Below are 15297 nucleotides of genomic sequence, written 5' to 3'. Positions count from 1 at the left end.
AGCGTGCGCGCGCTGCCCGGCGTGGGACGGGCGTGCGTCACGCGCCGGTCAGGCGTGGGTGGCCCGGCAGTCCCCGAAGGAGTCGCGGAGTCGGGCGAGCAGGGTGGTGAGCAGTGCGACGTCGTCGTCGGACCACTCCGCGAGGTAGTGGGTGAAGGCTTCGGTCACCCGCCGGTCGAGCTCGGTGAGCATCGCGAAGCCCTCGGGGCTCAGCCGCAGGATGCGGGAGCGGCCGTCGTCGGGGTCGGGCAGGCGCTCGACCCAGCCGCGGGAGACGGTGTGCGCCACGTGGCGGCTGCACACCGACATGTCCACGGCCATGAGCTCGGACAGCCGGCTCGTCCGCATGTCGCCGTGGTGCTTGAGCATGGCGAGCACGGCGGCCGCGCCGCCCTGGCAGTCGCCCGGCAGGACGCGGGCGACACCGCGCTTCACGGCGCCGATCGCGCTGATGGCGCGCGCGAGGTCCTCGTAGCGGCTGCTCGGCTCCACGGAGACCCCTTCCAACTTGTTGCTTAGGGCAACCATAGAGATGGATGGTTGCTCCAGGCAAACTAATTCGGTCAAACGGCGCTAAAGAATCGGCAAAGGGGAGGCGCGGGGGAGCTCGGGGGCGGATCGGGGGAGGGTCGAGAGGGGGACAGGGGGAGGAGAGGGGAAGGGCGGGGACCGGGGCTTGGGCCCCTCACCCCGCTTTCGCTAGGGTCCTGGCACATGGCACACAACCCGCAAGCACCGTACGGCCAGGGCGCCCAGGGCCCCGAGGGCTACGACCCCGCCGGCAGCACCCAGATGTTCCGCGCCTTCGTCGACGAGGGCACCCCGCCCCACCAGCCGCAGCAGGTCGCGGCCACCTCGGGCGGCCCGCGCGTCGGCGTGATCGCCGGCGTGATCGCCGCGATCGTGATCGTGGCGGGGGTCGTCTGGCTCGCCGTCTCCTGACCCGCACGACGGAGGAGGGGCCGGTTCCGTACACACGGAACCGGCCCCTCCTGACGTCGCGCGGGTCCCTGCTTCCGGAGTCGACCCCACTTCCGTCGTGCCGGTGCCGGTGCCGGTGCCGGACGCGGCGGGCGGCGCGTTCATCTGCCCGGACGGGCGTCGGCGAACTCCGCAGCTTTCCGACCCGGAGGCCGGCCGCCGCCTCTGCACCTCTCCGAGGAGCTGACCGGGGTCCGGTACGGGCTCACCGCCAGGTAGCGGTCACCGCGCGGGTGTCGATCCGCATGCCGAGCGGCACCCGCCAGGACTCCACGCAGACCGTGTACGTCTCCGTCCGCGCCGCTCCGGCGGCGATCGGGGCGGGCAGCGGCTGGGAGGTGGTGACCGTGCCCCAGTCCACGCCGAGCGCGCCGATGACGTGGGTGGCGAAGGTGGCGGTGCCGCCGGTGGCGGGGGAGCCGCCGGTGTTCCGGAAGGTCACCGTGACCCGCTCGCACCAGCGCTTCTCGCCGTCGGCGGTGACCGGCGCGGAGACGGTGAGCACGGCGGGGCGGGCCGGCGGCGCCGTGGTGGTCGGCCGGGGCGTGGGGGTGGTGGGCGCGGGCGTCGGCGCGGGGGTGCGGGGCGGGGTCGTGGACGGGCGCGGCGAGGAGCCGCCGCCGGGCGCGGTGCCGCCGCCCGGGGAACTTCCGGGCGTCGCCGCCGACTCCGTACGCCCTCCGGAACCGCCGCCCTGCCCCGTACCGGAACCGGGACCCGAACCGGGACCCGCACCGGACCCCGATCCCGCACCCGGACCGGACCCTGATCCCGCACCAGGCTCCGAGCCCGAGCCCGGGTCTGCGCCGGCACCGGCACCGGCGCCGGACCCCGTGCTCCTCCCGGGGTCGGGGGACGGCGAGGCGCCCGGTGGCGATGGCGGTGCCGGGGGAGGGGAGGAGGTGCTGGAGGTGGTACCGCTCGCCGTGGGGCTGTCCAGCGGGACCAGCGTGACCGCGCCCGAGGGGGCGACCGCGCCGCCGGGCGAGGGTCCGGCGCCGACCGCCGCGAACCCCTCGCCGTCTCCTCCGCCTCCGCACGCGGTGAGCGCTCCGCCGAGGCAGAGCGCCACCGCCACGAGTACCGGCTGCTGCTTCCTGCGCCTCATGCGCCCCAGTGTGGCTGACGGCGCGTCAACAAGAGGCGGGTTCGCGGAAGTCAGTCCGAGATCAGGCCCTCGCGGAGCTGTGCGAGCGTGCGGGTGAGCAGCCGGGAGACGTGCATCTGCGAGATGCCGACCTCCTCGCCGATCTGCGACTGGGTCATGTTCGCGAAGAAGCGGAGCATGATGATCTGCCGCTCCCGGGGCGGGAGTTTGGCGAGCAGCGGCTTCAGCGACTCGCGGTACTCGACGCCCTCCAGGGCCGCGTCCTCGTAGCCGAGGCGGTCCGCGAGGGAGCCCTCGCCGCCGTCGTCCTCCGGGGAGGGGGAGTCGAGCGAGGAGGCAGTGTAGGCGTTGCCCACCGCGAGGCCGTCGACGACGTCCTCCTCCGACACCCCGAGCACGGCGGCGAGTTCGGGCACGGTCGGCGAGCGGTCGAGCTTCTGCGCGAGCTCGTCGCTGGCCTTGGTGAGGGCGAGCCGCAGCTCCTGCAGCCGGCGCGGCACCCGCACCGACCACGAGGTGTCGCGGAAGAAGCGCTTGATCTCGCCGACGACCGTGGGCATCGCGAAGGTCGGGAACTCCACGCCCCGCTCGCAGTCGAAGCGGTCGATCGCCTTGATCAGGCCGATGGTGCCGACCTGGACGATGTCCTCCATCGGCTCGTTGCGCGAGCGGAAGCGGGCCGCCGCGTACCGCACGAGCGGGAGGTTCAGCTCGATGAGGGTGTCGCGGACGTAGGTCCGCTCCGGGCTGTCCGAGGCCGCGCCCACGTCGTCCAGGGCGCGCAGCCGCAGGAACAGGGAGCGGGAGAGGGTGCGGGTGTCGAGGGCTTCCGGGGCGACGGCCGGGGCCGGGGACGGCAGTGCCCCGCTCTCGGCCGCGGTCGGAGCCGTCGTCTGCATGGGTACGGGCTCAGGCACGAGGACCGGAACGGGCGTGAGCGTGAGCACCTTCGAGCTGCCCTGATCTGCGGACATGCCACCCCCTGGAGGTCGCGGACGGTCGCGGTGGGCCGCGACCATCGGAGGAACGCAGCTTCCACCTGAATACCGGCCGTGGGGCTGCGGCAAACGCGTCCCCAGCAGAATGTCACATGTCGGCAACACGCTGTAGTGACTTGTCGACAAGGAGAGGGCGCATATCCGCAGGAAACAAGGGGTGTACGGCAATTGGGACGCCGTGGAACCGCTCCGAACCGGTCTACCCGTTCCGGTTACGCCTCGATCCTGTTTGCGGATCTCAACCGGGCGAAGCTGCGGGCGAGGAGCCTTGACACGTGCATCTGCGAGACCCCGAGCTCCTGGCTGATCTGAGACTGCGTCAAATTGCTGTAGTAGCGCAGCATCAGGATCCGCTGCTCCCGCTCGGGCAGCTGCACGAGGAGGTGCCGGACCAGGTCGCGGTGCTCGACGCCGGCGAGGGCCGGGTCCTCGTAGCCGAGCCGGTCGAGCAGCCCGGGCAGCCCGTCGCCCTCCTGCGCCGCCTCCAGGGAGGTCGCGTGGTACGACCGCCCGGCCTCGATGCAGGCGAGCACCTCGTCCTCGCCGATCCGCAGCCGCTCGGCGATCTCGGCGGTGGTGGGGGAGCGCCCGTGGGCGGTCGTCAGGTCCTCGGTGGCGCCGTTCACCTGCACCCACAGCTCGTGCAGCCGGCGCGGCACGTGCACGGTGCGGACGTTGTCGCGGAAGTACCGCTTGATCTCGCCGACGACGGTGGGCATGGCGAAGGTGGGGAACTGCACGCCCCGGTCGGGGTCGAAGCGGTCGATCGCGTTGATCAGGCCGATGGTGCCGACCTGGACGACGTCCTCCATCGGCTCGTTGCGTGAGCGGAAGCGGGCCGCCGCGTACCGCACCAGCGGCAGGTTGGCCTCGATGAGCGCCCCGCGCACCCGGTCGTGCTCGGGGGTGCCGGGCTCCAGGTTCTTGAGCTGCCCGAAGAGCACCTGGGTGAGCGCCCGGGTGTCGGCGCCCCGGCTGCTCCGTTCCCGGGGGCGCGGGGTGTCCGGGGTCCCGCCCGCCTCGTGCTGGGGCGGGACCTGTGGCGCTGTACTGGCCGGCACGTTCACGCCACCCCTTTGGCTGGTGTAGCTGGTCGACTGGGACAACTACGGTCAAATGTCCAACTCATCCGTCAAAAGCGGTCATAGCATCACAAGACATGTCCACTGTGTGCAAGCACCGCATAACCACGTGTTGAAGGCATGGTGGACGAAGAACCGGAGGCCAGGCGTGCGTGAGGCGGCAACGCGCGAGACCCCCCGCCCGGACGGCGGGGGGTCTCGGAGACGTACGAGGGGGGACTACCCCTAGAAGGGGTAGTCCGCGATCACCCAGGTGGAGAACTCGCGCCAGAGTGCGACGCCGGCCTGATGGGCCGGATGGTCCAGGTAGCGCTTCAGCGCGTCCAGGTCCTCGACCGCCGAGTTGATGGCGAAGTCGTAGGCGATCGGGCGGTCCGACACGTTCCAGTCGCACTCCCAGAACCGCAGCTCGGGCACCTGGCCGCCGAGCGCGCGGAACGCCTCGACGCCGGCGACGACCCGCGGGTCGTCGCGCGTGACGCCCTCGTCGAGCTTGAAGAGGACCAGATGGCGGATCACGGAGGGCTCCTAGTTGATGAGTTCGGTCATGAACTCTCCGACACCCTTGGCGGCGCTGGAAAGGCCCTCGAAGCCTATCTGGACCAGGTCGGCGGACCGGTCCGGGGACGTGATGATCGCGTACAGCACGAAGACCCCGAACGCGTAGACCGCGACTTTCCTCGCCTGGGACATCCGTCCTCCCCCTCCGCTGCCGGGACCCCGCCCCGGCGGTGGCCCACTCTAACCGAGCCTTTATGGACCAAGGGCCCGGGCTTCGGGGTCTTTCGCCGTCCCCCGAACGGGTGCGGAGAGAGCAGGATGGATGTCGAGCCCGGCGGATCTGGCAGGAATCCGCGGGGCTCATGGAACCGGACCGCACTGCGGGGTCCGCGCCGCGAGCTTCCCCCCTGACTGCGGCGCAGGACTTGTCGGCCCGGTTCTCGTCGGGGGGAGCGGCTTGTCCCCCCGATGCCGCTCCCCCCGTCCCTCACTCAGGGCGGACGCGGGCAGGACGCGTGAAGGGCCCCGGCGGTGTCGCCGGGGCCCTTCGTCGTCCCCCGGTCCGCCCAGGAGCCTGTCGGGGCCTTGTCCGGCGCCTGCCGGAGGAACGCCGAAGGGCCCGACGCTCTCGCGTCGGGCCCTTCGATCTGGCGGTAGCGGAGGGATTTGAACCCTCGGTGAGTTTCCCCACACTCGCTTTCGAGGCGAGCTCCTTCGGCCGCTCGGACACGCTACCGAGAGAGAGCTTAGCCCAAAGTCGCCCAGCCATGAAATCCGTCTCCGCCCCTGGCTGCCCCGCAGGTCAGCGGGCGCGGAAGAAGGCGGTGAGCTGCTCGGCGCACTCCTCGCCCAGGACGCCCCGGACCACCTCCGGGCGGTGGTTGAGGCGGCGGTCGCGGACCAGGTCCCAGAGGGAGCCGGCGGCGCCCGCCTTCTCGTCGTCGGCGCCGTAGACGACCCGCTCGACCCGGGACTGGACCAGCGCCCCCGCGCACATCACGCAGGGCTCCAGGGTCACCACGAGGGTGCAGCCGGTCAGCCGCCACTCGCCGGTGGCGGCGGCGGCCCGGCGCAGCGCCAGGACCTCCGCGTGGGCGGTCGGGTCGCCGGTCGCCTCCCGCTCGTTGCGGCCGCGGGAGAGGAGTTCGCCGGAGGGGGAGAGCACGACCGCGCCGACCGGTACGTCACCGGCCGGCACGGCCGCGGCCGCCTCGGCGAGGGCGAGACGCATGGCGTCCCGCCAGAGGTCCGGCACGGGGCCGGGCACTGCGGGCGGCACTAGCGCACGGCCTCCAGGATGTCGGAGGCGCCGATGGCGTCGGCGATCTCCCCGAGGGCGTCCTCGGTCACGTCGAGCAGTCCCCGCTCGGACAGGCCGAGGTCGGCGAGGATCCGGCCCTCGCCGAGCGGACCGGCCGGCGCGATGCCGGAGCTGCCCGCGGACGCGTCGTCATCGTCCTCGCCGGGCGCGGGCTCCGGCTCGCCGTCCTCGGTGCCGTCCAGGGCGGTGAGCCTGTCGAGCTCGCTGTCCGGGTCGTCGTCACCGAGCAGTTCCGAGGTGAGGATCTCCCCGTACGAGGAGCGGGCCGCGGCCGCCGCGTTGGAGACGTAGACCCGGGGGTCGTCCTCCCCGTCGACGCGGACGATGCCGAACCACGCGTCCTCCTGCTCGATGAAGACGAGGACGGTCTCCCCCTCGTCGGCCGCCGCCTCGCGGGCCAGCTCGACCAGGTCCGCCAGCGTCTCCACGTCATCGAGCTCCGTATCGCTCGCTTCCCACCCGTCTTCGGTGCGCGCGAGCAGTGCGGCGAAGTACACCTGACTCTCCCACTGATCAGAGGTGTGATGATCCGGCGGCGCGCTCCTGAGCCCCGCCCAATCGGCATCGTGACAGAAACGACGGCCTCAGGAGAGGTCTTCGGCTCTTGCGTCGTGCATCAGTCTGAACCACCCCGCGTTCGGGTGGGCGTGCGACCCCGGCGCGCGGAGGGGGCACGTTCCCCGCCGCCGACGGAGCCGCGACCAGGGCGCCGCCGGGGCGCCGCCGGCCCGTCACCGTGCCGCCGCACGGGCGTCACCGGGAGCCGTCCGGGCGTCTCGGGGAGTCGTCCGGGAGGCGTCCGGGCGTCTCCGGGAGGCGTCCGGGCGGCCGTCACCACCGGAAGGTCCGCATGCGCATGGCCTGTCTCATCCGGGCCGCCCGGGCGCGCCGCGGCTGCACGCGGTCGCGCAGCGCCTTGGCCTCGCCGAGCTCACGGAGGAACTGGGCGCGGCGCCTGCGGCGCTCCGCGTCGGTCTCCGGTTGTGTCTCCGGCCGCCGGGGCTCCGTGTCGCCCCGGACCTGGCCGGATGTGTTCTTCGGGTCGGGCATCGGCCACACCACCCCCATCACTGGGTCCCTGTGCCCCCACCTTGCCGCAGCCACACGGGTCGGTGCCAGTGGTGGGCGGGTGCCAGTGGTGGGGCGGGCTACTGTGGGGTCATGCGTCTCCACGTCGTCGATCACCCGCTGGTCGCCCACAAGCTCACCACCCTGCGCGACAAGCGCACGGACTCCCCGACCTTCCGCCGGCTCGCCGACGAGCTGGTCACCCTGCTCGCCTACGAGGCGACCAGGGACGTGCGGACCGAGCAGGTCGACATCGAGACCCCCGTCACGCGGACGACCGGCGTGAAGCTGTCGTACCCGCGTCCGCTGGTCGTCCCGATCCTGCGCGCCGGGCTCGGCATGCTCGACGGCATGGTGCGGCTGCTCCCGACGGCCGAGGTCGGCTTCCTGGGCATGATCCGCAACGAGGAGACGCTGGAGGCGTCGACCTACGCCACCCGGATGCCGGAGGACCTCTCGGGCCGTCAGGTGTACGTGCTCGACCCGATGCTGGCGACCGGCGGCACGCTGGTCGCGGCGATCCAGGAGCTGATCCGGCGCGGCGCGGACGACGTGACGGCCGTGGTGCTGCTGGCCGCCCCGGAGGGCGTCGAGATCATGGAGCGCGAGCTGGCGGGCACGCCGGTGACGGTCGTGACGGCCTCGGTGGACGAGCGGCTCAACGAGGCCGGTTACATCGTCCCGGGCCTGGGCGACGCGGGTGACCGGATGTACGGCGCCGCGGAGTAGCGGCACCGGACGGACGGGGCCGCGGAGCGGCGGCCCCGATGCGTGAGGGGCGCCGCCGCCCGCCGGCGGCTCCGCTCAGCAGCGGGCCGGCGCGGGCTTGGGCTTGTTCAGGGCCACGAGAGCCGCGTCCGCCGTCGCCTTGGGCGACAGGGCCTTGAAGGCCGTACCGATGATCAGGTCGACGTCCGCCGTGGTGCGGGCGTCGACCTTCGTCGTGGTGCCGGCGAGCTGCGTGCCGAGGACGGAGAAGGCGCCCTTGCCCGCCGCGCCGGCGCCGAGCAGCAGCCCGGTCCCCTTGACCTTCTTGTCGTACGCCGCGGGCGCGTTCCCGACCTTGCCGATGGCGAAGCCGCGCTTCTTCAGCTCGTCGGCGGTCGCCTTGGCGAGTCCGCTGCGCGGGGTCGCGTTGTAGACGTTCACCGTGAGCTGGGCGGGCTTGGGCAGCGTGGCGGCGGCCGCGGTGCTCGGGGTGGGCGCGGGCTTGCAGTCCGCCTGCTTCCCGGCGACGGTCTTCGGGTTGTCGTCGCCGGAGAAGACGTCGACGAGCTGGAGCGTGCCCCAGCCGGCCGCGCCGAGCACGACCACGGCGGCGGCGGAGGCCAGGACGATCCTGCGCCGGCGGTGGGGGCGACGCATGCGCGGGTAGACATCCCCCGTGATGCGGTACTTTCCGCCCATGCCGGGGGGAGTGAGCATGCTCATGGGCGCAGCGTAATGCCGCCCGTGCGCGATGCCTACTTGATGATCATGTGATCGCGGCCGGATGGGCGTGAACTGCGCCCGAAAGGATCAGTGCGGGACGCCGTCCGGTGGGCCCGGGGTCAGTCCAGTTCCAGCACGCGGGCGTGGAGCACCTGGCGCTGCTGGAGGGCCGCGCGGACGGCTCGGTGGAGTCCGTCCTCGAGGTAGAGGTCGCCCTGCCACTTCACGACGTGCGCGAAGAGGTCGCCGTAGAAGGTCGAGTCCTCGGCGAGCAGGGTCTCCAGGTCCAGCTGCCCCTTGGTGGTGACGAGCTGGTCGAGGCGGACCGGGCGCGGGGCGACGTCCGCCCACTGCCGGGTGCTTTCCCGGCCGTGGTCGGGATACGGCCTGCCGTTTCCGATGCGCTTGAAGATCACACGGAAAGCCTACCGGGCGAGCGGCTCCCGGCGCAGCCACGCGGTACCGGTGGGATGCTGGTGCAGACCATGACATAGCAGACATTGGGGTGCCGCCATGAGCGAGACGGAGCAGCCGCCGACGACCCCGGAGCCGCTGCCGAAGCCCCCGGAGCAGCCGCCGGCGACCCCGGACCCGCCCGGCGCCGCCGAGGCTCCCGCAGCCGCCGAGGCTCCCGCTGCCGACGCTCCCGCCGTCCACGCGCCCCCCGCCGTCCACGCGCCCCCCGCCGTCCACGCGCCCCCCGCCGCCGACGCGCCTCCCGCCGATCCGACCCCGACCCCGCCCGCCGGGCTTCCCGCCCCCGTCGCGGAGATCGCCGCCGGGTACGCCTTCCAGGGGCCCGCGCTCGATCTGGGCGCCGTGCTGTGGGACGGCGTCTGCCACCCGGAGGCGCCCGTACGCATCCCGCTCCCGGTCCTCAACCGGCACGGTCTCGTCGCCGGGGCCACCGGCACCGGCAAGACCAAGACGCTCCAGCTGATCGCCGAGCAGCTCTCCGCCCAGGGCGTCCCGGTCTTCCTCGCCGACATCAAGGGCGACGTCTCCGGCGTCTCCGCCCCGGGCGAGGACGGCGAGAGGGTCCGGGAGCGGGCGGCGCAGGTCGGCCAGGCGTGGACCCCCACCGGTTTCCCCTGCGCGTTCTACGGCCTCGGCGGCATCGGCCCCGGCATTCCCGTCCGTGCCACGGTCACCAGCTTCGGTCCCGTGCTGCTCTCCAAGGTCCTCCAGCTGAACCGGACCCAGGAGCAGTCGCTCGGCCTGATCTTCCACTACGCCGACTCCAAGGGCCTGGAGCTGGTGGACCTGAAGGACCTGCGGGCGGTGGTCGCCTTCCTCGTGTCGGACGTCGGCAAGCCCGAGCTGAAGGGGATCGGCGGTCTGTCGACGGTGACCGCCGGAGTGATCCTGCGCGCCCTGACCGCCTTCGAACAGCAGGGCGCGGGCGGTTTCTTCGGGGAGCCGGAGTTCGACACCTCGGAGTTCCTGCGGACGGCCCAGGACGGCCGGGGGATCGTCTCGGTCCTGGAGCTGCCGTCGGTGCAGGAGCGGCCGCAGCTCTTCTCGACCTTCCTGATGTGGATGCTCGCGGACCTCTTCCACGACCTGCCGGAGGTCGGCGACCTGGAGAAGCCGAAGCTGGTCTTCTTCTTCGACGAGGCCCACCTCCTCTTCAAGGACGCGTCGAAGGCGTTCCTGGAGTCGATCACGCAGACGGTCCGGCTGATCCGCTCCAAGGGCGTCGGCGTCTTCTTCGTGACCCAGACCCCGAAGGACGTGCCCGCGGACGTCCTCGCCCAGCTCGGCAACCGGGTGCAGCACGCGCTGCGCGCCTTCACCCCGGACGACGCCAAGGCCCTGAAGGCGACGGTGCGGACCTTCCCGGAGTCGGCGTACGACCTGGAGGAGGTGCTGACCTCGCTCGGTACGGGCGAGGCGGTGGTCACCGTACTGAGCGAGCGCGGCGCGCCGACCCCGGTGGCGGCGACCCGGCTGCGGGCGCCCGAGTCGCTGATGGGACCGGTCGACGCGGCCGTGCTGGACGCGGCGGTGAAGGCCTCGCCGCTCCACGGGCGGTACGCGCGGGCGGTGGACCGGGAGTCGGCGTACGAGCGCCTGACGGCGGACGAGCGGGCGCGTACGGCGGAGGAGGAGGCGCGTACGGCGGAGGAGGCGCGGGTCCGGGAGGAGACAGCGCGGGTCCGGGAGGAGGAGGCGGCGCGGGTCCGGGAGGAGAAGGCCGCGGCGAAGTCGGCCGGGACGACCCGGGCGAGGGCCCCTCAGGAGGAGCCCTCGCTCGTCGAACAGGTCGTGGGCAGCGGGATGTTCAAGTCCCTCGCCCGGTCGATCGGCACCCAGCTGGGCCGGGAGATCAGCCGCTCGGTCTTCGGGACGGCCCGCCGCAGGCGGTGACCGGCTCGGTGACCGGCTCGGTGGCCGGCCGCCCGGCGGATCACCGGGCGGGCGGCCCTTCCGTGGCTACTCGGTGACCTCGTGGTGGTCGTCGTGCAGGCCGCCGCCGCTGCCCGCGTCGCCCTCGGTCGGGACGGTGACGACCGGCTTGCGCAGCGAGGAGATGTCGTGGGCGTAGGTGCCCACGGCGTTGGCGATGACGTCGATGTTGATGTCGAACGCCTTGCGGTTGACGTTCTTGATGTCGTCGCCCACGGCGTGGTAGTTCACGTCGTAGGCGACACCGGCCTCACCGCCGAACTTGACGGCCTGCTCAGGGGTCTTGATGCCCTCGGCGCCGGTGAAGGTGCCGCCGGACGGGATGCCGACCTCGATGAACGGGCCGTAGTCGGAGCGGCCGGTGAAGTCGGTGCCCTCGTGCGGCTGCCCGTTCTTGTCGAGGAACTCGTTGATGTCGCGCTCCAGCTGCGCGGAGCCCTCCGGCCCGGCGCCCGCGCCGACGTTGTCCGAGTTGTCGCCGTCGTACACGAACAGACCGTAGTTCGGCGAGGCGATCATGTCGAAGTTGAGGTAGAGCTTGATCTCCTTCTTGTCGAGCTCCGTCAGGTTGGCGACGTAGTGCTCGGAGCCGAGGAGGCCGTTCTCCTCCGCGGACCACCAGGCGAAGCGGACCTTGTTGCGGACCTTCTCCTTCGACTCGGCGAGCTCCAGGGCGGTCTGGAGGAGGCCGGCGGAGCCGGAGCCGTTGTCGTTGATGCCGGGCCCCGCGGTGACGGAGTCGAGGTGCGAGCCGAGCATCACGGTGTTGGCGGCGTTGCCGCCCTTGGTCTCCGCGATGACGTTGTTGGTGGAGCGGTTCTGGTTGAGCTGGCGGACCTCGAAGGAGAGGTTCACGGCGCCCTTGGCGAGGTCGGCGGCGAGCTGCTCGCCCTCGGCCTGGGAGAGACCGGCCGTCGGGATCTTGCCGGCGTCGGCGGCGCCGAGGGTGCCGGAGAGCACGCCCGCGGTGTTGTTGTAGATGATCGCGCCGACGGCGCCGGCCGCCGCTGCGTTCTCCTGCTTGATGGCGAAGGCGCAGCCGCCGCGCTTGACCAGGGCGATCTTGCCGGTGAAGGTGCCGGAGGCGAAGTCGCCCGGCTCGCAGCCGCTGGTGCCGTCGGCGTCGACCGGGGCGGCCGCCAGACCGGCGGTGATGCCGCCGACCGGGGTGGACTTGGTGTAGGTCATCGCGCGGATGTCGAGCGCGCGGGGGGAGGCACCGACGACGGACGCCTTCTCGGCGAGGGTCTCGGTGTAGACGAAGTCGAACCTCTCGTATGAGACGTTGTAGCCGGCCTTCTTGAGCTGCGTGTACACGTACGCGGCCGAGGCGTCGTGGCCCAGCGAGCCGGCCGCGCGGTGGCCGCCGGCCGAGTCGGCTATCGCCTGGAACTTCTGCAGGTGCTTGAAGGCGTCCTGGCCGGTGGTCTCCCGGACCAGCTTCTTCGCCAGCTTCGCGGCGTCCCGGGCGGGCGCGGCGGCGGGGTCCTTCACGGCGGTGGCCGGGGATGCGAGGACCAGGGGGGTGGCGAGGGCGGCTGCGGCGAGGATGGCCGCGGCGCGACGCTGCGATGCGTTCACAGAAGTCCTTCCCGATGGGGACGAGGTTGAGGGGAAGTTAGCCACCGGGAGGGCTTTCTGTGAACACGTTCGGCGCAATTCATGTCACCTTGAACAGGATTGACATCTGGAATTCTCAATTCCCGGCCGATTCGCCGTTCTTGGTGTCCTTGGCGTCTTTGGTGCCTTTGCTGTCTTTGGTGTCCCTGCTGCCCTTCGCGGCTTTCGCCGCTTTGGCGGCGGCTTTCATCTCCTGTTTGTGGGCGCGGACCAGGGCGAGCGACTCCGGCCCGGTGATGTCGGCGGCCGAGCGGTGGGCGCCCTCCTCGCCGTACGGCCCCGCCGCCTCCCGCCAGCCCTCGGGCCGGACGCCGTACTGCTTGCCGAGGAGGGCGAGGAAGATCTGCGCCTTCTGCTTCCCGAAGCCGGGCAGGGCCTGGAGCCGGGAGAGCAGGTCCTTGCCGGTGGCGGCCGTCCGCCAGACGGCCTCGGCGTCCCCGTCGTACTCCTCCACCAGGTACTGGCACAGCTGCTGGATCCGCTGGGCCATCGACCCCGGGTAGCGGTGCACCGCCGGTTTCTCCGAGAGGAGCGCCGCGAAGGCCTCGGGGTCCGCCGCGGCGATCTCGTGCGCGTCCAGATCGTCGCGGCCCAGCCGGGCCGCGACGGTGTACGGGCCGGAGAAGGCCCATTCCATCGGGACCTGCTGGTCGAGCAGCATGCCGACGAGCGCGGCGAGCGGGGAGCGGCCGAGGAGCGCGTCGGCCTCGGGCTGCTGGGCGAGGTGGATCTCGGGGCTCATGTTCCGATGATCCCGCCGGGCGGGCGGCGCCGCCCGGCGGGAGGTCCGTTCCGGGACGGGTGGTCGGGGGTCCGTGGGGTGGTGCGGGGGTGGGTGGTCAGGCGTCCGGGCGGTGGTGCGGGGTGGGTGGTCAGGTGGCGGTGGGGTGGGTGGTCAGGTGGCGGTGGGGTGGGTGGTCAGGGGTCCGGGCGGTGGTGCGGGGTGGGCGGTCAGGTGGCGGTGGGGTGGTGCGGGGCGCGCGGTCGGGGGTCCGTGGTGCGCTCCGAACCTTGCGCTCAGGCGTCCGCGAAGCGTTCCAGGGCGGCGACGATCAGGCGCCGGGTCTCGTCCCCGCCGAGGTGCCCGGACCGCTCCACCACGTGCAGCTCAGCGCCGGGCCAGGCCCGGGCGAGCTCCCAGGCGGTCGTGGGCGGTCCGCCCATGTCGAGCCTCCCGTGGATCAGCACGCCGGGGATGCCGGCGAGCCGGTGCGCGTCCCTGATCAGGGCGCCTTCCTCCAGGAAGGCACCGTGCGCGAAGTAGTGCGAGCAGATCCGGACGAAGCCGAGCCTGCTGTCGTCGACCCGGTCGGTGTACGGGGTCCCCATGCCCTCCATCGACAGGACGGCGTCCTCCCAGGCGCACCAGTCGGCCGCCGCCCGCTCCCGGACGGCCCGGTCGGGGTGGTTCATCAGGGCCGCGTACGCCCCCACCAGGTCCTCCGCGTGGTCCGCGCCGGCCCGGAACCGCTCGTGCGCCTCGGGGAAGAAGCGGCCGGCGCCCTCGTACAGCCAGGCCGTCTCGGAACGGCGGGTGGTGGTGACGGCGGCGATGACGATCCCGCTCACCCGCTCCGGATGGGCCTGCGCGTACGCCAGGATCAGCGTCGAGCCCCAGGAGCCGCCGAACAGCAGCCAGCGGTCGATCCCCAGGTGGACACGGAGCCGCTCCATGTCGGAGACGAGGTGGGCGGTGGTGTTCACGGAGAGGTCGGTGGCGGGATCGCTCGCGTGCGGGAGGGAGCGTCCGCAGCCGCGCTGGTCGAACTGCACGACCCGGTACTTCTCCGGGTCGAAGAGCCGGGGCGCGCTCGGGGACGACCCCGAGCCCGGCCCGCCGTGCACGACGAGCGCGGGCGTGCCCGCCGGGTTCCCGTGGACCTCGTATTGGACGCGGTTGCCGTCGCCGACGTCGAGCAGGCCGCTTTCGTGGGGGGAGCTCACGGTACGCATCCGCCCGACGCTACTCGGTGCCGGTGGTGTTGCTGGCGCTGTTGCTGTTGCTGTTGCTGGTGACGCGGGTCTCCGGGTTCTCGCACCAGCGGAGCACGGTCGGCCACGGCCCGAAGCCGCTGTCGGGGGTGAGGTGGCCGCCGCCCGGGACGAGGTCGGTGTCCAGGCCGAGCGGGGTGCCGTAGACGAGGGCGGCGCCGTCGGGGCAGTACGGGTCCCCGTCGCCGTGCACGAGCCGGGCCCGGACGCCCTTCTCGGTGAGGTCGAGACCGTCGGCGAAGGCGGCGATCTCGGGGATGGAGGCGGTGACGGCGGGGGAGGGCGGGGCGACGAGCAGCACCCGGTCGGCCTCCGGCCGGCGCGCGCCCGCCCGCAGCCAGAGCAGCACGGACAGGCTGTGCGCGAGGACGACGAACTCGCCCTCGGACGGCCGCTTCCCGTGCTCCTCCAGAGCCGCCAGCCAGTCGTCGAGGACGGGCGCGTCCGGCGCGGGCAGCTGCGGGTAGCGGACCTCGTGGCCGCGGGCGCGCAACTCGCCGGCGAGCCAGTGCTGCCAGTGGCCGGCGGGCCGGTGGTTCTGGAAGCCGTGGAGGATCAGGAAGGTCTTGGGCGCGGTCATGGCCCGATGGTGGGGCGCGGACGCAGCGGGGGTCCAGGCCGTTCCGAGGAGCGGACGTGCCACGCGGCCCGTCCCGCGAGGCGCACGGGTCCCGCGGGCCGCTCCGTGAGGCGGACCGGTCTCACGGCCCGCTCCGTGAGGCGGACCGGTCTCACCGCCCGTTCCGCGAGGCGCACGGGTTTTGCCGCTTGCTCCGCGAGGCGCAC

The 15297-nt window shown here is 72.7% G+C and carries 18 protein-coding genes and 1 tRNA gene; 3 read left to right on the top strand and 16 right to left on the bottom strand.

Going from position 1 to position 15297, the window contains the following annotated elements:
• Nucleotides 1-48: 48 nt before the first annotated feature.
• Nucleotides 49-528, bottom strand: a complete 480-nt coding sequence (locus tag ACF1BN_RS31705; RefSeq protein ID WP_392335023.1) for a MarR family winged helix-turn-helix transcriptional regulator — start codon at nt 526-528, stop codon at nt 49-51.
• A 186-nt stretch (nt 529-714) separates the two neighbouring features.
• Here ACF1BN_RS31705 and ACF1BN_RS31700 point away from each other — a divergent pair, with 186 nt between their 5' ends.
• On the top strand, nt 715-942 hold the full coding sequence (locus tag ACF1BN_RS31700) for a hypothetical protein (protein WP_392335022.1): 228 nt from the start codon (nt 715-717) through the stop codon (nt 940-942).
• Between the two features lie 244 nt (nt 943-1186).
• Here the strand turns inward: ACF1BN_RS31700 and ACF1BN_RS31695 are convergent, their stop codons facing one another.
• The 9 genes from ACF1BN_RS31695 to ACF1BN_RS31655 form a co-directional block, all read right to left on the bottom strand.
• Nucleotides 1187-1486: a hypothetical protein gene (locus tag ACF1BN_RS31695; RefSeq protein WP_392335021.1), complete on the bottom strand. Its 300-nt coding sequence runs from the start codon at nt 1484-1486 to the stop codon at nt 1187-1189.
• A 653-nt stretch (nt 1487-2139) separates the two neighbouring features.
• Complete coding sequence (locus tag ACF1BN_RS31690; RefSeq protein ID WP_392335020.1) at nt 2140-3063, bottom strand: RNA polymerase sigma factor SigF; 924 nt, start codon at nt 3061-3063, stop codon at nt 2140-2142.
• A gap of 236 nt (nt 3064-3299) precedes the next feature.
• On the bottom strand, nt 3300-4148 hold the full coding sequence (locus ACF1BN_RS31685) for an RNA polymerase sigma factor SigF (RefSeq protein WP_392335019.1): 849 nt from the start codon (nt 4146-4148) through the stop codon (nt 3300-3302).
• Nucleotides 4149-4394: 246 nt separating this feature from the next.
• On the bottom strand, nt 4395-4688 hold the full coding sequence (locus ACF1BN_RS31680; protein ID WP_392335018.1) for a Dabb family protein: 294 nt from the start codon (nt 4686-4688) through the stop codon (nt 4395-4397).
• Nucleotides 4689-4697: 9 nt separating this feature from the next.
• Entirely contained in the window at nt 4698-4862 is a 165-nt protein-coding gene (locus tag ACF1BN_RS31675) for a hypothetical protein (protein ID WP_199806607.1), read from the bottom strand.
• Nucleotides 4863-5318: 456 nt separating this feature from the next.
• Nucleotides 5319-5406, bottom strand: a tRNA-Ser gene (locus ACF1BN_RS31670).
• 66 nt (nt 5407-5472) lie between these two features.
• The gene (tadA, locus tag ACF1BN_RS31665; RefSeq protein ID WP_392335039.1) at nt 5473-5901 is read right to left on the bottom strand and encodes a tRNA adenosine(34) deaminase TadA; all 429 of its coding nucleotides are present in this window, start codon (nt 5899-5901) and stop codon (nt 5473-5475) included.
• A 47-nt stretch (nt 5902-5948) separates the two neighbouring features.
• On the bottom strand, nt 5949-6488 hold the full coding sequence (locus tag ACF1BN_RS31660; protein ID WP_392335017.1) for a hypothetical protein: 540 nt from the start codon (nt 6486-6488) through the stop codon (nt 5949-5951).
• Between the two features lie 334 nt (nt 6489-6822).
• Complete coding sequence (locus tag ACF1BN_RS31655; protein ID WP_392335016.1) at nt 6823-7041, bottom strand: hypothetical protein; 219 nt, start codon at nt 7039-7041, stop codon at nt 6823-6825.
• Nucleotides 7042-7152: 111 nt separating this feature from the next.
• On the opposite strand from ACF1BN_RS31655, the gene upp reads away from it, so the two are divergent.
• Complete coding sequence (gene upp, locus ACF1BN_RS31650) at nt 7153-7788, top strand: uracil phosphoribosyltransferase (RefSeq protein WP_392335015.1); 636 nt, start codon at nt 7153-7155, stop codon at nt 7786-7788.
• 75 nt (nt 7789-7863) lie between these two features.
• Here upp and ACF1BN_RS31645 read toward each other — a convergent pair whose 3' ends face one another.
• On the bottom strand, nt 7864-8490 hold the full coding sequence (locus ACF1BN_RS31645; RefSeq protein WP_392335014.1) for a LytR C-terminal domain-containing protein: 627 nt from the start codon (nt 8488-8490) through the stop codon (nt 7864-7866).
• Nucleotides 8491-8609: 119 nt separating this feature from the next.
• The gene (locus ACF1BN_RS31640) at nt 8610-8906 is read right to left on the bottom strand and encodes a type II toxin-antitoxin system VapB family antitoxin (RefSeq protein WP_003999914.1); all 297 of its coding nucleotides are present in this window, start codon (nt 8904-8906) and stop codon (nt 8610-8612) included.
• A gap of 97 nt (nt 8907-9003) precedes the next feature.
• Between ACF1BN_RS31640 and ACF1BN_RS31635 the strand changes: the two genes are divergently transcribed.
• Nucleotides 9004-10860 carry a helicase HerA-like domain-containing protein gene (locus ACF1BN_RS31635; RefSeq protein ID WP_392335013.1) on the top strand — a complete coding sequence of 619 codons (1857 nt, stop codon included), beginning with the start codon at nt 9004-9006 and terminating at the stop codon, nt 10858-10860.
• Nucleotides 10861-10926: 66 nt separating this feature from the next.
• On the opposite strand, the gene ACF1BN_RS31630 is transcribed toward ACF1BN_RS31635, so the two are convergent.
• From ACF1BN_RS31630 to ACF1BN_RS31615, 4 genes are all read right to left on the bottom strand, one after another.
• Nucleotides 10927-12480, bottom strand: a complete 1554-nt coding sequence (locus ACF1BN_RS31630) for a M28 family metallopeptidase (protein ID WP_392335012.1) — start codon at nt 12478-12480, stop codon at nt 10927-10929.
• A gap of 115 nt (nt 12481-12595) precedes the next feature.
• Complete coding sequence (locus ACF1BN_RS31625; RefSeq protein ID WP_392335011.1) at nt 12596-13261, bottom strand: HhH-GPD-type base excision DNA repair protein; 666 nt, start codon at nt 13259-13261, stop codon at nt 12596-12598.
• 275 nt (nt 13262-13536) lie between these two features.
• Nucleotides 13537-14472 carry a prolyl aminopeptidase gene (pip, locus tag ACF1BN_RS31620; protein ID WP_392335010.1) on the bottom strand — a complete coding sequence of 312 codons (936 nt, stop codon included), beginning with the start codon at nt 14470-14472 and terminating at the stop codon, nt 13537-13539.
• A 10-nt stretch (nt 14473-14482) separates the two neighbouring features.
• A complete protein-coding gene (locus tag ACF1BN_RS31615) occupies nt 14483-15091 on the bottom strand; it encodes an RBBP9/YdeN family alpha/beta hydrolase (RefSeq protein ID WP_392335009.1) in 609 nt (202 codons plus the stop codon).
• Nucleotides 15092-15297 lie beyond the last annotated feature (206 nt).

The organism is Streptomyces sp. NPDC014861, assembly GCF_043081625.1.
Classification (GTDB): Bacteria; Actinomycetota; Actinomycetes; order Streptomycetales; family Streptomycetaceae; genus Streptomyces.
This window is presented reverse-complemented; position numbering and strand designations above follow the sequence as displayed.

What these genes read in the sequence shown, in the direction of transcription:
- ACF1BN_RS31635 (WP_392335013.1), top strand. Translation starts at nt 9,004, where the DNA reads ATGAGCGAGACGGAGCAGCCGCCGACGACCCCGGAGCCGCTGCCGAAG.
- ACF1BN_RS31625 (WP_392335011.1), bottom strand. Translation starts at nt 13,261, where the DNA reads ATGAGCCCCGAGATCCACCTCGCCCAGCAGCCCGAGGCCGACGCGCTC.
- upp (WP_392335015.1), top strand. Translation starts at nt 7,153, where the DNA reads ATGCGTCTCCACGTCGTCGATCACCCGCTGGTCGCCCACAAGCTCACC.
- ACF1BN_RS31700 (WP_392335022.1), top strand. Translation starts at nt 715, where the DNA reads ATGGCACACAACCCGCAAGCACCGTACGGCCAGGGCGCCCAGGGCCCC.
- ACF1BN_RS31675 (WP_199806607.1), bottom strand. Translation starts at nt 4,862, where the DNA reads ATGTCCCAGGCGAGGAAAGTCGCGGTCTACGCGTTCGGGGTCTTCGTG.
- ACF1BN_RS31705 (WP_392335023.1), bottom strand. Translation starts at nt 528, where the DNA reads ATGGTTGCCCTAAGCAACAAGTTGGAAGGGGTCTCCGTGGAGCCGAGC.
- ACF1BN_RS31655 (WP_392335016.1), bottom strand. Translation starts at nt 7,041, where the DNA reads ATGCCCGACCCGAAGAACACATCCGGCCAGGTCCGGGGCGACACGGAG.
- ACF1BN_RS31615 (WP_392335009.1), bottom strand. Translation starts at nt 15,091, where the DNA reads ATGACCGCGCCCAAGACCTTCCTGATCCTCCACGGCTTCCAGAACCAC.
- tadA (WP_392335039.1), bottom strand. Translation starts at nt 5,901, where the DNA reads ATGCGTCTCGCCCTCGCCGAGGCGGCCGCGGCCGTGCCGGCCGGTGAC.
- ACF1BN_RS31645 (WP_392335014.1), bottom strand. Translation starts at nt 8,490, where the DNA reads ATGAGCATGCTCACTCCCCCCGGCATGGGCGGAAAGTACCGCATCACG.
- ACF1BN_RS31690 (WP_392335020.1), bottom strand. Translation starts at nt 3,063, where the DNA reads ATGTCCGCAGATCAGGGCAGCTCGAAGGTGCTCACGCTCACGCCCGTT.
- pip (WP_392335010.1), bottom strand. Translation starts at nt 14,472, where the DNA reads ATGCGTACCGTGAGCTCCCCCCACGAAAGCGGCCTGCTCGACGTCGGC.